The sequence below is a fragment of the Streptomyces sp. ID05-26A genome, from assembly GCF_033794685.1.
Classification (GTDB): Bacteria; Actinomycetota; Actinomycetes; order Mycobacteriales; family Pseudonocardiaceae; genus Lentzea.
The window spans coordinates 1,503,108-1,515,907 of the sequence record NZ_JARAYZ010000002.1 but is presented as its reverse complement, the minus strand read 5'-3'; the positions used below and the strand labels follow the sequence as shown (position 1 = coordinate 1,515,907).

Annotated in this window: 14 protein-coding genes; 12 read left to right on the top strand and 2 right to left on the bottom strand. The window is 71.3% G+C overall.

Features of this window, described 5'->3' with window-relative positions:
* Positions 1-2: 2 nt before the first annotated feature.
* Complete coding sequence (locus PV646_RS22585) at positions 3-962, bottom strand: threonine ammonia-lyase (protein WP_500344157.1); 960 nt, start codon at positions 960-962, stop codon at positions 3-5.
* A gap of 132 nt (positions 963-1,094) precedes the next feature.
* Here PV646_RS22585 and modA point away from each other — a divergent pair, with 132 nt between their 5' ends.
* From modA to PV646_RS22540, 9 genes are all read left to right on the top strand, one after another.
* Positions 1,095-1,928, top strand: a complete 834-nt coding sequence (gene modA, locus PV646_RS22580; RefSeq protein ID WP_500344156.1) for a molybdate ABC transporter substrate-binding protein — start codon at positions 1,095-1,097, stop codon at positions 1,926-1,928.
* Positions 1,925-2,722: a molybdate ABC transporter permease subunit gene (modB, locus tag PV646_RS22575; protein WP_500344155.1), complete on the top strand. Its 798-nt coding sequence runs from the start codon at positions 1,925-1,927 to the stop codon at positions 2,720-2,722. Before modA ends, modB begins: the two co-directional genes overlap by 4 nt.
* Positions 2,719-3,762, top strand: a complete 1,044-nt coding sequence (locus tag PV646_RS22570) for an ABC transporter ATP-binding protein (protein WP_500344154.1) — start codon at positions 2,719-2,721, stop codon at positions 3,760-3,762. The genes modB and PV646_RS22570 overlap by 4 nt, the downstream gene beginning before the upstream one ends.
* Before the next feature lie 84 nt (positions 3,763-3,846).
* Entirely contained in the window at positions 3,847-3,978 is a 132-nt protein-coding gene (locus PV646_RS22565; RefSeq protein WP_500344153.1) for a hypothetical protein, read from the top strand.
* Positions 3,978-5,066 carry a YeiH family protein gene (locus PV646_RS22560; protein ID WP_500344152.1) on the top strand — a complete coding sequence of 363 codons (1,089 nt, stop codon included), beginning with the start codon at positions 3,978-3,980 and terminating at the stop codon, positions 5,064-5,066. Before PV646_RS22565 ends, PV646_RS22560 begins: the two co-directional genes overlap by 1 nt.
* Positions 5,067-5,103: 37 nt before the next feature.
* On the top strand, positions 5,104-5,880 hold the full coding sequence (locus tag PV646_RS22555) for an HD domain-containing protein (protein ID WP_500344151.1): 777 nt from the start codon (positions 5,104-5,106) through the stop codon (positions 5,878-5,880).
* 22 nt (positions 5,881-5,902) lie between these two features.
* The gene (gene paaK / locus PV646_RS22550; protein ID WP_500344150.1) at positions 5,903-7,201 is read left to right on the top strand and encodes a phenylacetate--CoA ligase PaaK; all 1,299 of its coding nucleotides are present in this window, start codon (positions 5,903-5,905) and stop codon (positions 7,199-7,201) included.
* 46 nt (positions 7,202-7,247) lie between these two features.
* Positions 7,248-8,270, top strand: coding sequence for an LLM class flavin-dependent oxidoreductase (locus tag PV646_RS22545; protein WP_500344149.1), 1,023 nt, complete (start codon positions 7,248-7,250; stop codon positions 8,268-8,270).
* A 20-nt stretch (positions 8,271-8,290) separates the two neighbouring features.
* On the top strand, positions 8,291-9,091 hold the full coding sequence (locus PV646_RS22540; RefSeq protein ID WP_500344148.1) for a hypothetical protein: 801 nt from the start codon (positions 8,291-8,293) through the stop codon (positions 9,089-9,091).
* Between the two features lie 34 nt (positions 9,092-9,125).
* Here the strand turns inward: PV646_RS22540 and PV646_RS22535 are convergent, their stop codons facing one another.
* A complete protein-coding gene (locus PV646_RS22535) occupies positions 9,126-9,887 on the bottom strand; it encodes an NYN domain-containing protein (protein WP_500344147.1) in 762 nt (253 codons plus the stop codon).
* A gap of 162 nt (positions 9,888-10,049) precedes the next feature.
* On the opposite strand from PV646_RS22535, the gene PV646_RS22530 reads away from it, so the two are divergent.
* The 3 genes from PV646_RS22530 to PV646_RS22520 are packed head-to-tail and all read left to right on the top strand — an operon-like array spanning position 10,050 to position 12,753.
* Positions 10,050-10,463, top strand: coding sequence for a hypothetical protein (locus PV646_RS22530; RefSeq protein ID WP_500344146.1), 414 nt, complete (start codon positions 10,050-10,052; stop codon positions 10,461-10,463).
* Position 10,464: 1 nt separating this feature from the next.
* Complete coding sequence (locus PV646_RS22525; protein WP_500344145.1) at positions 10,465-11,322, top strand: hypothetical protein; 858 nt, start codon at positions 10,465-10,467, stop codon at positions 11,320-11,322.
* Positions 11,323-11,379: 57 nt separating this feature from the next.
* Positions 11,380-12,753 carry a flavin monoamine oxidase family protein gene (locus PV646_RS22520; RefSeq protein WP_500344144.1) on the top strand — a complete coding sequence of 458 codons (1,374 nt, stop codon included), beginning with the start codon at positions 11,380-11,382 and terminating at the stop codon, positions 12,751-12,753.
* The last annotated feature ends 47 nt before the right edge of the window (positions 12,754-12,800 follow it).

The window sequence follows — 12,800 nt, the reverse complement described above, 5'->3', positions numbered from 1 at the left end:
GGTCAGCTCCCCTGGGACCAGCGGACGACGTCGGCGAACGTCACGTTCCCGCCGCACACCACGAGGCCCAGCCGTGCGTCCGGCCCGACCCGGTCGAGCACCGTCCGCGCTGCCGGGACGAGACATCCGGCGGCGGGCTCCGCCCACACCTTCTGCGTCTCGGCCAGCGTGATCGTGCCCCGCACGGCGTCCGCGTCGGACACGACGAGCACGTCCTCGACCAGCGCGACGGTGTGGTCGTAGGTCAGCTGCGACACGTGCGGCGCGGACAGCGTCGAGACGATCGACGTGGGCGCGATCTCCACCGGACCACCGGCGTCGAGGGCCCGGCGCATGGCGTCGGCTCCCTCGACCTCGACGCCCCACACCCGCACACCGGGCACGAGCGCGCGGAACGCCGTCGCGACGCCGGAGACGAACCCTCCGCCGCCGACGCTCACCAGCACGTCGGTGACGTTCGGCGCGTCGGTCGCGAACTCCAGGCCGACGGTGCCCTGCCCGGCGACGACGATCGGGTCGTCGTAGGGGTGCACGAGCGTCGCGCCCGCCTCGACCAGGTCGTTCAGCAGCGCGAACGCCGCCGCCAGCCCGTCGGTGAGCCGCACGTCCGCGCCGGACGCCCGCGCGAGCTCGACCGACCGGGCGGGTGCGGTCGAGGGCATCACGACGGTCGCGGCCACGCCGAGTTCACTCGCGGCGGCGGCCAGCGCGATCCCGTGGTTGCCACCGCTGACCCCGACGACGCCCGCGGCGCGTGCCTCGGCGGACAGCGAGAGGATCTTCGTGAACGCGCCGCGCGTCTTGAAGGAACCGCTGCGCTGCAACAGTTCCAGCTTCACCGTCGTGGGAGCGCCGAGCAGGGCGGACAGTCCCGGCGATGCCACTGTCGGCGTGCGCAGCACCCGTCCGTCGAGCACCTCGGCCGCGGCCAGGACGTCGTTGATGCTCAGCAGCTCGGCCATGCCGCCCAGCCTATGTCGGCGTGCTCCTCGGGCGCCGAACCGGGCGATCTCCAGCCGTCGTACACCGTGCTGAGGTATCTGCGGAACCTAATGGGGGTTTGTCGCCGCAACAGCGTGAATTATGATCCGTGTGTGCCGAATCTGCGGATGAAGGCAGATCACCTCGTCGACGTCCCGGAGGCCTGGAACATGTCCAAGATCGTGAACGGGGTTCTCGCCGGCGCCTCGGCGGCGCTGGTGCTCGCGGGCTGCGGTTCCGGCACCACCCCGTCCTCGGACCCGTCGAAGGTCACCGGCGACGTCACGGTGTTCGCGGCGGCATCGCTGACCGGCACGTTCACCCAGCTGGGCAAGGACTTCGAGGCGGCCCACCCCGGCACGAAGGTCAAGTTCAACTTCGGCGGCAGCTCCGCGCTCGCACAGCAGATCGGCCAGGGCGCGCCCGCCGACGTGTTCGCGAGCGCCGCACCTGCCAACATGAAGCAGGTGACCGACACCAAGGCGATCACGGACGCGCCCCGCACGTTCGTGAGGAACACGCTGCAGATCGCGGTGCCCAAGGGCAACCCCGGCAAGATCGCCGGGCTCGCGGACTTCGCCGACGCCGGCAGGAAGATCGCGTTGTGCGCCGAGCAGGTGCCGTGCGGCGCGGCGTCGAAGAAGGTGTTCGAGGCCGCGAAGGTCACGCCCGCGCCGGACACGCTGGAGCAGGACGTGAAGGCCGTGCTCACCAAGGTCTCGCTCGGTGAGGTCGACGGCGCGCTCGTCTACAAGACCGATGTGAAGGCAGCGGGGGACAAGGTCGAGGGCATCACGTTCGCCGAGGCGTCCCAGGCGGTCAACGACTACCCGATCGCCCCGGTCGCCAAGGCGCCGAACGCGGTCGCGGCCAAGGCGTTCATCGACTTCGTGCTGTCCGACAAGGGTCGTGCGGTGCTCAGCGCGGCGGGCTTCGACAACCCGTGACGCGCAACCGGGTCCGAGGGCGGTTGCCCGCCGTCCTCGTCCTGCCCGCTGTGGCCGGCCTGGCGTTCCTGCTGGTGCCGCTCGTGGGGTTGCTGATCAAGACGCCGTGGACCTCACTGTCCACTCTGCTCAGTGCCGAGGTCGGTGAGGCGCTGCGGTTGTCGCTGATCTGCGCCTCGCTCGCCACCGTGCTGTGCCTGTTCCTCGGCATCCCGCTGGCGTGGCTGCTGGCGCGGTCCGGGTTGCCCGGTCGAGGGTTCCTGCGCGCGCTCGTCACGGTGCCCCTGGTGTTGCCGCCGGTCGTCGGTGGTGTCGCCCTGCTGCTGGTCCTGGGGCGGCGCGGGCTGATCGGCGAGCACCTCGACGCGTGGTTCGGGATCTCGTTGCCGTTCACCACGGCCGGTGTGGTCGTCGCGGAGGCGTTCGTGGCCATGCCGTTCCTGGTGATCTCGGTGGAGGGCGCGCTGCGGGCCGCCGATCCGCGCTTCGAGGAGGCGGCGGCCACGCTCGGTGCGTCGAAGTGGCTGACGTTCCGGCGGGTGACGCTGCCGTCGGTGCTGCCGGGGGTGGTGGCGGGCGCCGTGTTGTGCTGGGCGCGGGCGCTGGGGGAGTTCGGGGCGACGATCACGTTCGCGGGCAACTTCCCCGGTGAGACGACGACGATGCCACTGGCGGTTTATCTTGCCCTGGAAACGGATCCGGACGCGGCGATCGTGCTGAGCATCGTGCTGTTGCTGGTGTCCGTCGGAGTGCTGGCCGGTCTGCGCGACCGGTGGATCAGCGGGCCGACGTGACCCTGAACGCGGAACTGCGCGTGGAGCGCGGCACCTTCACCCTCGACCTCGGACTGACGATCGCGCCGGGCGAGGTCGTCGCGCTGCTCGGCCCGAACGGCGCCGGGAAGTCCACCGCGCTCCGGGCGCTGGCGGGCCTGCTCCCGTTGTCGTCCGGGCACATCACCGTCGGAGAGTCCACCTGGGACGGTGCCCGGTTCGTTCCCGCCGAGGAACGGCCGATCGGCGTGGTGTTCCAGGACTACCTGCTCTTCGCGCACATGTCCGCGTTGGAGAACGTCGCGTTCGGGCTGCGGTCGCGCGGCACGCGCAAGGCCGAGGCGCGGGCCGAGGCCTCGCGCTGGCTCGACCGGGTGGGCCTGAACGGGTACGCGCAGACGAAGCCGCGTTCGTTGTCGGGCGGTCAGGCGCAACGCGTCGCGCTCGCCCGCGCCCTGGCCACCGGCCCGAGCCTGCTGCTGCTCGACGAACCTCTCGCCGCGCTGGACGCGAGCACCCGCCTGCAGGTCCGTTCCGAACTGGGCCGCCACCTCGCGGACTTCGGCGGCCACACGCTGCTGGTGACGCACGACCCGTTGGACGCCATGGTGCTGGCCGACCGGCTGGTGATCCTGGAACGCGGCCGCGCCGTGCAGTCCGGGCCGCCCGCGGAGGTCGCGCGCCAGCCGCGCACCGACTACGTCGCCAACCTCGTCGGCCTGAACTTCTACCGCGGCAGGGCATCGGGCACCGAGGTCGGCCTGGACGGCGGCGGCACCCTCACGATCCCGCGACCCGTCGACGGCCCCGTGCACGTCGTCTTCCCGCCGACCGCGGTCAGCCTGCACGCCGAACGGCCGGAGGGAAGCCCGCGCAACGTCTGGCCCGTGACGGTCGAGGCGATCGAACAACACGCCCACACCACTCGTGTCCGTCTGGACGGCGCTCCGAACGTGCTCGCGGACATCACCACGGCCACCCTCGCCGAGTTGCGGTTGCGGCCCGGCGACGCGTTGTGGGCGGCGGTGAAGGCGACCGAGACCCACGTCTACCCGGCCTGAGCCCGTTCCACATCGCGGGAGCCCTTGCCGCTTCTGGCCTTCTGCTCCGACCATGACCGCCACCAAGGGATGGGGAGGGGCGGCATGAGCGCGGAGGACGGCGTAGGCCGCGAGCGCAGGCTCGCGTTGAACGAGGACTGGGCGGCGACGATCGCGGGCCTGGTGCTGCTGGTCCTGGTGCTGGCGGGGATCCTGCCCGGCTGGCTGGTGCCGTGATGACGGAAGTCGAGACGCGGCAACGATCTCGGGTGCTGTGGGCGGTCGGCGGTGTCGCGGTCGTCGTGGTGCTGGGCGCGCTGACCCGGTACCTGGAGCAGAACGTGCCGGTGTTCACCAAGGGCACCTGGCTCGGCGGTGTCGCGAAGAGCGTGGAGTACCCGGTCTACGCGATCCTGCTGGGACTGCTGGGAAACGCGGTGCTGACCGGGCTCGGGTTCCGCGACCGGCTCGCCGCGGGGTTCCGCACCGAGTTCTTCATCAAGACCGGCCTGGTGCTGCTGGGCGCGTCGATCAACTTCGCGGTGATCGTCAAGGCCGCCGGTCCGGCGATCGCGCAGGCGTTCCTGCTGATCACGCTGGTGTTCGGCTTCACGTGGTGGCTGGGCGGCAAGCTCGGCATCGACCAGAAGCTGCGGGCGCTGCTGTCGTCGGCGGTGTCGATCTGCGGGGTGAGCGCGGCGATCGCGGCGGCCGGGGCGGTGCAGGCCCGGCGGGAACAGCTCGCGTACACCGCGAGCTTGGTGATCATCTTCGCGTTGCCTTCGATCTTCCTGCTGCCGCTGGCCGTGGACGCGCTGGGGCTGTCGCCGGCGGTGGCGGGTGCGTGGATCGGCGGCAACATCGACACGACCGCGGCCGTGAGCGCGGCGGGCACGCTCGTGGGCGAGGAGGCGTTGCAGATCGCGACGATCGTGAAGACGACGCAGAACGCGCTGCTCGGCGTGGTGGCGGTCGCCCTCACGGCCTACTTCGCGTTCAAGGTCGAGCGCACCGGTAACGCGAAGGTCAGCGGGCGCGCGTTGTGGGAGCGCTTCCCCAAGTTCGTGCTCGGCTTCCTGGCGGCGTCGATCGTGGCGACGGTCTTCCTGGAGTCCGGCGGCGACAAGTCCGTCATCACGACCGTCAACGACCTGCGCACGCTGTTCCTGATCCTGGCGTTCGTCTCGATCGGGCTGGAGTTCCGGGTCGCACCGCTGCGGGAGGCGGGGTGGAAGCCGATCGGGGTCTTCGCGAGTGCCACGGTGTTCAACCTGCTGGTGGGGCTCGGGCTGGCGAGCGTGCTGTTCGCGAACTTCAGCGGTTAGTTGACCGACCCCGTCCGGTAGCGCTTACGGTGGCCGGGTGACGACCACGGCGGAGGTTGCGAGCCAGATCGACGAGAAGATCCGTCGTCTGGAGTCCCAGCTGGTGCGAGAGTACGGCGACGTGCCGCCGAGCCTCGTGCACGAGTGGATCGAGCGGGCGCGGGCGCGGTTCGGAGGCGCCCGGCTGCAGGACTACGTGCCGTTGTTCGTGGCTCGCGAGGTGCGCGCGTCGGCGCGCGCGTTCCCGGTCGAGGCGACGGCGGGGACGTTCCTGTCCAGCTGGGCGCGCAACACCGCCCGCCGCCTGCTCGCCGCCGAACTGCCACGCCGGTGGGCGCACACGGCAGGGGTGGCGCGCCGGGCCGAACGCGTGGCGCGCGTCCTGCCCGAGGAGGAACGCGAGCTGCTCGTCGCCGCGGCCTGGGTGCACGACATCGGCTACGCCTCCGAGCTCGCGGACACCGGCCTGCACTCGCTCGACGGCGCCCGCTACCTGCGCCGGGCCGGCGTCTCGGACCGGATCTGCGGCCTGGTCGCCCACCACTCCGGCGCGGCGGCGGTGGCCGAGCTGGTCGGGCTCGCCGAGGGCCTGGCGGAGTTCGAGGACAACCGGGGACGCCTGCGCGACGCGCTCTGGTACTGCGACATGAGCACCGGCCCCGACGGTTCCCCGACGACCGTGCAGGGCAGGCTGGCCGAGATCCGGCAACGCCGCGGTCCCGAGGACCCGGTGGTCCGCGCGCTCGCGATCAACGGCGACGAGCGCCTCGCAGCCGTCCGCCGCACGCACCGGCTGCTCCGCCGCGCCGCCTGACACCGTCGTCTACCGTGGCGACATGCTGGACCTGAGCCCGCGGCCGGGCGACCTGGAGCCCGTCGAGACCGTCTCGATCGACGAACTGCGGGCGTTGCAGCTCGAGCGGCTGCGGTGGTCGGTCCGCCACGCGTACGAGAACGTGCCGCACTACCGGGCGGCCCTCGACGCGCACAGCGTGCACCCGGATGACGTGAAGTCGTTGGCGGACCTGGCGAAGCTGCCCTTCACCACCAAAGCGGACCTGCGGGACAACTACCCGTTCGGCATGTTCGCGGTCCCGCGCGAAGAGGTCTCGCGCGTGCACGCCTCGTCGGGCACGACGGGCAAGCCGACCGTCGTCGGCTACACGAAGGCAGACCTGGACACGTGGGCGACGGTCATGGCCCGCAGCATCCGCGCGGCCGGCGGTCGCCGGGGCCACGTCCTGCACAACGCGTACGGCTACGGCCTGTTCACCGGCGGACTCGGTGCCCACGCGGGCGCGGAACTGCTGGGCTGCACGGTGGTCCCGGTGTCCGGCGGCATGACCGAACGCCAGGTGCAGCTCATCCGCGACTTCGAGCCGGACGTCATCATGGTCACGCCGTCCTACATGCTCTCGATCATCGACGAGATGGAACGCCAGGGCGTCGACCCGCGTTCGACGTCGTTGAAGGTCGGCATCTTCGGCGCCGAACCGTGGACGAACGACATGCGCGCCGAGATGGAGCGCCGCCTGGACATGCACGCCGTCGACATCTACGGCCTGTCCGAGGTGATCGGGCCGGGTGTGGCGAGCGAGTGCGTGGAGACCAAGGACGGCCTGCACGTCTGGGAGGACCACTTCTACCCGGAGATCATCGACCCGGTCACCGGCGAGGTGCTGCCCGACGGCGAGGAGGGCGAACTCGTCTTCACCTCGCTCACCAAGCAGGCGATGCCGATCATCCGCTACCGCACCCGCGACCTCACCCGCCTGCTACCGGGCACGGCCCGAACCATGCGGCGGATCGAGAAGATCACCGGCCGCACCGACGACATGATCATCCTGCGCGGCGTGAACCTGTTCCCGACCCAGATCGAGGAACTGATCCTCAAGGTCCCGGCGCTGTCGCCGCACTTCCAGTGCGTGCTGAGCCGGACGGGCAACCTCGACGACCTGACCGTGCTGGTGGAGCACCGCGAGGACGCCGCGGCCGGTGACGCGGGGGAGGCGTTGCGGCGGCTGGTGAAGAACTCGATCGGCGTGACCGTGGCGGTGGACGTCGTCGCGCCCGGCGGGATCGAGCGGTCCGTGGGCAAGATGAAGCGCATCGTGGACCGCCGTCCTGAGCGGTGAGCAGGCACACGAGCGACTACTTGAAACTTGAACTATCTTTGAAGGCATGAAGAAGATCGGTTTTCTGTCGTTCGGGCACTGGACGGACAGCCCGCACTCGCAGACGAGGTCGGCGGCCGACACGTTGCTGCAGTCGATCGACCTCGCCGTGGCCGCGGAGGAGCTGGGCGCGGACGGCGCGTACTTCCGCGTGCACCACTTCGCGCGGCAGCTCGCGTCGCCGTTCCCGCTGCTCGCCGCGATCGGCGCGAAGACCGACCGCATCGAGATCGGCACCGGCGTGATCGACATGCGCTACGAGAACCCGATGTACATGGCCGAGGACGCGAGCGCGGCGGACCTCATCGCCGGTGGCAGGCTGCAGCTCGGCATCTCCCGGGGATCGCCCGAGCAGGTCATCGACGGCTGGCGGCACTTCGGTTACGGCCCCGCCGAGGGGCAGACCGACGCCGACATGGCCCGGATGCACTCGGAACTGTTCCTCAAGGTCATCGAGGGTGGCGGCTTCGCGGAGCCGCACCCGCGCCCGATGTTCCCGAACCCGCCCGGCCTGCTGCGCATCGAGCCGCACTCGCCCGGCCTGCGCGACCGCATCTGGTGGGGCGCGGCCACCAACGCGACCGCCGAGTGGGCGGCCACGCTGGGCATGAACCTGATGAGCTCGACGCTGAAGTTCGACGAGACCGGCGCGCCGTTCCACGTGCAGCAGGCCGAGCAGATCAGGGCGTTCCGCAAGGCCTGGACCGAGGCCGGCTGGACGCACGAGCCGCGGGTCTCGGTGTCGCGCAGCATCTTCGCGCTCACCACGGACCTCGACCGCATGTACTTCGGCGGGGACGGCAACAGCAAGGACTCGGTCGGGTTCATCGACGGGCCGAAGCAGGCGATCTTCGGCCGGTCGTACGCGGCCGAGCCGGACGTGCTGGTCGAGCAGCTGGCGGAGGACGAGGCGATCGCGGAGGCGGACACCGTGCTGCTGACCGTGCCGAACCAGCTCGGCGTCGACTTCAACGTGCACGTGCTGGAGGACATCCTGAAGCACGTCGCTCCGGGACTCGGCTGGCGCTGACCGGAACTACTGTCGTCGGCATGGACGTCTACTCGCGACAGGCACAACGGTTGTGGCGGTGGGTGGACGCGCCGCAGGACGCCGAGGTCGCCGGGTTCGTCGCGCTGCAGGCGGTTCTGGGCGCTGACGAACGGGCGCGGGACCTGAGCGAGGCCGATCGGCGCACGCTGATCACCTTCGCCCGCCGGATCGCGCTCGCGACGCTGCGCACGGGTGACCCGGCGGCGCTGGACGCGGCCTTCGAGGCGCTGGCCGTGGTCGGCGTGGAGCGGGTCGACGAGCGGGACGCGGCGCTCGTGGCCTATGCCGCGCACCGGGTCGGTGCCCCGCGGTCGGCCGGGGAGATCGACCTCCCCGGCGACTGGGGGATGCGCGAGGTGAGCACACCCGACGGCGTGGTGCTGGTGCGGGACGACGGCGGGCGGTACTCGGACGGCTCCGACCTGGCGGCGCGGGCGCTGCGGGCGGCGGACCTGCTGGAGGCGGGCTGGTACATCGACGCCGAGGTCACCGTGGGCACCTCGTGGTCGGCCGGGTCGCTCGGAGAACCGCGTCGGCCGCTGGTCGCGGTCGCCGGTGTGCGGGCTGAACGGGAGCACGGGCGGGCAGGCCACTCCGCGCTGGTGTTCCTCGCGGAGGCCGCCACCGCGCAGGATGCGGCGACGGTCGCCGAGGCGGGCGCCGGCACCGCCCGGCTCGCGGTCGCCGTCGGCCACCGGTGCGCCTTGCTGATCGCCCGTTCACCGGCGGGTGTCGCCCCGGTGGAGACCGCGGCGTCCCTGGAGAGGTTCCGCCAGGGGCTCGCCGACATCCTCGTCTAATTGTCTCTATTGCTTCGGTGTTGACCGAAAGAAATCACCGGCGGCGGTCGCGGACGTAGATCGACGACTGCTTGCCCTCGCCGGGAGTGCGGCGGTCGACCTCGAACAACGTGGTCGCCGTGATCAGGTCGCTGAGCTTCGAGTAGCCGTACGTGCGGGAGTCGAACTCGGGCCGTTGCTTGGTGATGATGCTGCCGACCGCGGCGAGCGTGGCCCAGCCGTCGTCGTCGGACGCCGCCTCGACGGCGTTGCGCAGCAGGTGGACGAGGGTGGTGTCGCCCTTGAGCTGGGCGACCGAGGTCGTCCGCTTGCGCGCCAGGGGAGTCTCGGTGGGGGCTTCGCCCTCGGGGTCGACGAGGTTCTCGACGTAGATGAACTTGTCGCAGGCCGCGACGAACGGCTTGGGCGTCTTGCGTTCGCCGAAGCCGTAGACGGTGAGTCCGGACTCGCGCAGCCGGGCGGCGAGTCGGGTGAAGTCGGAGTCGCTCGAGACGATGCAGAAGCCGTCGAAGCGGTCGGAGTAGAGCAGGTCCATCGCGTCGATGACCATCGCCGCGTCGGTCGCGTTCTTGCCCGTCGTCCACGCGAACTGCTGGATCGGCTGGATCGACTGGGCCAGCAGGTGGTCCTTCCAGCCCTTGAGGCTGGTGCCGGTCCAGTCGCCGTAGGCGCGCTTGACGTGGGCGGTGCCGTACTTCGCGATCTCGGCGAGCAGCGCCTCGGTGATCGAGGGCTGGGCGTTGTCCGCGTCGATGAGCACCGCGAGTTTGACGGCGCTTTCGTTGCCTGTGGCCAAGGGTTCGTTCGCCTTTCCGTGTCCGGGCGCGGGACGGGCCCGCGACCGTTGTTCTTTGTAGACCTCCGGGGCGGACCGCGCGAACAGGACCCCACGGCCGACACGATGGTCCAAAGCGACACGGAGGCCCTGTCCCCGCATTACGGTGGTGAGGGAACTGGCGTGAGAGAGGCGGAACCGGGCGTGACGTCCTGGGTTGAAGTGATCAACTATGTCCGGCTGCGGTACGAGGTGCTGGAGGAGACGGACGACTGGCTGCGCTTCCGACTCGACGTCGACGGCGCGCGGACGCAGCAGGTCTCCGTGCACCACCTGCCCGACCTCGGTGGCGCCGCGTGGGTGGAGATCTCCTCCCCGGTCGGTCGCGCCGCGGACGTCGACCTGCTCCGCTTCCTGGAGCTCGCGGGCGGGTCGCAGGTGGGCGGAGCGGCCGTTGTGGACGGTCTCGCGCTGCTCAAGCACGTGGTGCCGCTGGAGGACCTGAGCGTGCGGGAGGAGTTCGAACGACCGCTCACGTTGCTGGTCGGCCGCGCGGACGCCATGGAGCACCAGCTGACGAGCGGCGACGCCTTCTAGCGTGGTGCCGGACGCCGCGGCCTGGGCCGAGCAGCAGGTGGCCGCGGTCCGCGACGACCCCACCGGCCGCCTGGCGTTGATGGAACGCTGCTACCACGGCCCGTTCGGCCAGGCGCCTCAGCACCTGCCGTTCCGGCGGGCGGCGCGGTCGTTCATGCGCTGGCAGCTGCGGCGGGGCGTGTTGCGACCGGCGTTCCACGCGCGTCCCGGCAGTCCGTGGTGGCGGGCGGTGAACGAGCGGATCCTCCGCGACGGGTGTGAGGCGGTGGGCCTGAGCGGCGGGCTGGGCGGTCCGCCGTCGTCGCGCACGGCCGCCCACTGGCTCGCGTTCGCGCGCGACCCGACCGCTCAGGCCTGGTACCGGGCGCACAACGGGAGCGTGGTCGCGGCCTACCTGGAGCACCGCGAGCAGGCCGGCGCCGAGAACGAGCCGGAGCGGTTCTTCATGAACGTCATCCTGTGCAGGGTGCTCTACACGCACGCGCTGGTGGCCGCGCCCCGGTTGTCGCTGAGCTGGTTGCGCGGGCTCGCGCCGGTGCTCGGTGACCCGAGGCTCGGCATGACCGGGATCTTCCTGCAGCTCTCCCGCGTGCTGCCGGACGAGTACCCGCTGCGCGACGACGTCCCGTACTACCTGGGCCAGGAGCACGGGTTCGCCCGGCTCGTGGACTTCGGGATGATCGTGCCGCGGTTGCGGCGGCTCTACGAGTGGTCGGCGGCCGAGCTCTCGGCGCCCGGCCTGCTCGACTGCGTTCGTGACGGCGCGTTGACGTACGCGTGGCGGTTCGAGGACCGGCACGTCTGGGATCCGCCGAGGTCGGTGCTGATTCCCGTGATCCACCGGTTGCTGCCCGGCTGAATCGCGATTCTTTCCGGTGCCTTGACTGGTGGGTCGGCGTTGCCCATCGTGTGTGCCGTGACTGGACTGGAGCAGCATTCCACCGATGTCGTGATCGTCGGTGCCGGCTACGCGGGCCTGGCCGCCGCGTCCCGTCTGACGGCCGCCGGAGCCGGTGTCGTGGTCCTGGAGGCCGCAGACCGTGTGGGCGGCCGGGTGGTCAGCGAGGTGCTGCCGTCCGGGGTGCGCGTTGATCACGGCGGTCAGTGGATCGGGCCCTCGCAGAAGCGGTTCCACGAAATCGCGGCGCGGTTCGGCTGCGCGACGTTCCCGGTCTGGGAGACGGGCGGGCACGTCGAGGTCTGGCACGACGGCACCCGCGCCGAGCACTCCGGCGCGACGCCGCAGACCGGTCCGGGTCTGGCCGAGTTCGGGCGGGTCACCGCGTTGCTCGACGAGCTCTCGGCGGCCGTCGACCGGGAACAGCCCTGGCTGACGCCGAACTTCGAGGTGCTCGACGAGATGTCGGCCGAGGAGTTCTTCCTCGCGCAGACCGGCGACGAGGACGCGCACCGCAGGCTGGCGCTGATGGTGCAGGGCGTGTGGTGTTGCGAACCGAGGGAGGTCTCGTTCTTCCACGTGCTGTTCTCCATCGCCTCGGCGGGCGGCTACGCCCCGCTGGTGGACACCTCCGGGAACTCCCGTTTCGCCGGCGGCGCGGACGCGTTGGCGGTGGCGCTGGCCGAGTCCTCGACCGTCCGGCTCGGCGAACCGGTGCTGACGATCCGGCACGGTGCGGACGGCGCCGAGGTGGTCACGGGCAAGGCGGTGGTGCGGGCGCGGCGGGTGATCGTCACCGTGCCCCCGGCAGCGCTGGGACGGATCGGGTTCGAGCCCGCGTTGCCGTCCGCGCGGCGCGGCTGGACGGGCCACACGCCGATGGGCCGGGTCTCGAAGATCCACGCGGTGTACGAGGAACCGTTCTGGCGCAAGAAGAACCGCTCCGGCATCGCCACCTTCCACGGCCGCGGCCCGGTGGGCGTGGTGGTCGACAACTCGCCGCAGGACGCGTCCCGGGGCGTGCTCGCCGCGTTCGTCCAGGGCGACCGCGTGGACCGCTGGGCCGCCGCGCCCGACGACGTCCGCCGCACCGAGGTCCTCGCCGCGCTGGCCGAGGTCGCCGGGCCGCGAGCGCGGATGCCGATCGACTACGCCGAGACGGCCTGGTCCGAGGACGGCTGGACCATCGGGGGTCGCGCGTGCTTCGTGTACCCCGGTGGCTGGGCGCAGTACGGCGAGCACGGCTGGCGTGCCACGACCGGCAGCGTGCACTGGGCGGGAGCCGAGACCGCGTCCGTCTGGAACGGCCACGTCGACGGTGCGATCACGTCCGGCGAGAGGGCGGCCGACGAGGTGATGGCGGCTCTGAAGATCGCCGGACCATCGGCGTGACACCGCCCCCGCTGCCGGGCTGACCGCGGACCGGGAGTCCGCCAATT

Excerpts from the sequence above, each read along its gene's own strand:
- PV646_RS22585 (WP_500344157.1), bottom strand. The coding sequence starts at position 962 with ATGGCCGAGCTGCTGAGCATCAACGACGTCCTGGCCGCGGCCGAGGTG.
- PV646_RS22565 (WP_500344153.1), top strand. The coding sequence starts at position 3,847 with ATGAGCGCGGAGGACGGCGTAGGCCGCGAGCGCAGGCTCGCGTTGAAC.
- PV646_RS22560 (WP_500344152.1), top strand. The coding sequence starts at position 3,978 with ATGACGGAAGTCGAGACGCGGCAACGATCTCGGGTGCTGTGGGCGGTC.
- paaK (WP_500344150.1), top strand. The coding sequence starts at position 5,903 with ATGCTGGACCTGAGCCCGCGGCCGGGCGACCTGGAGCCCGTCGAGACC.
- PV646_RS22545 (WP_500344149.1), top strand. The coding sequence starts at position 7,248 with ATGAAGAAGATCGGTTTTCTGTCGTTCGGGCACTGGACGGACAGCCCG.
- PV646_RS22540 (WP_500344148.1), top strand. The coding sequence starts at position 8,291 with ATGGACGTCTACTCGCGACAGGCACAACGGTTGTGGCGGTGGGTGGAC.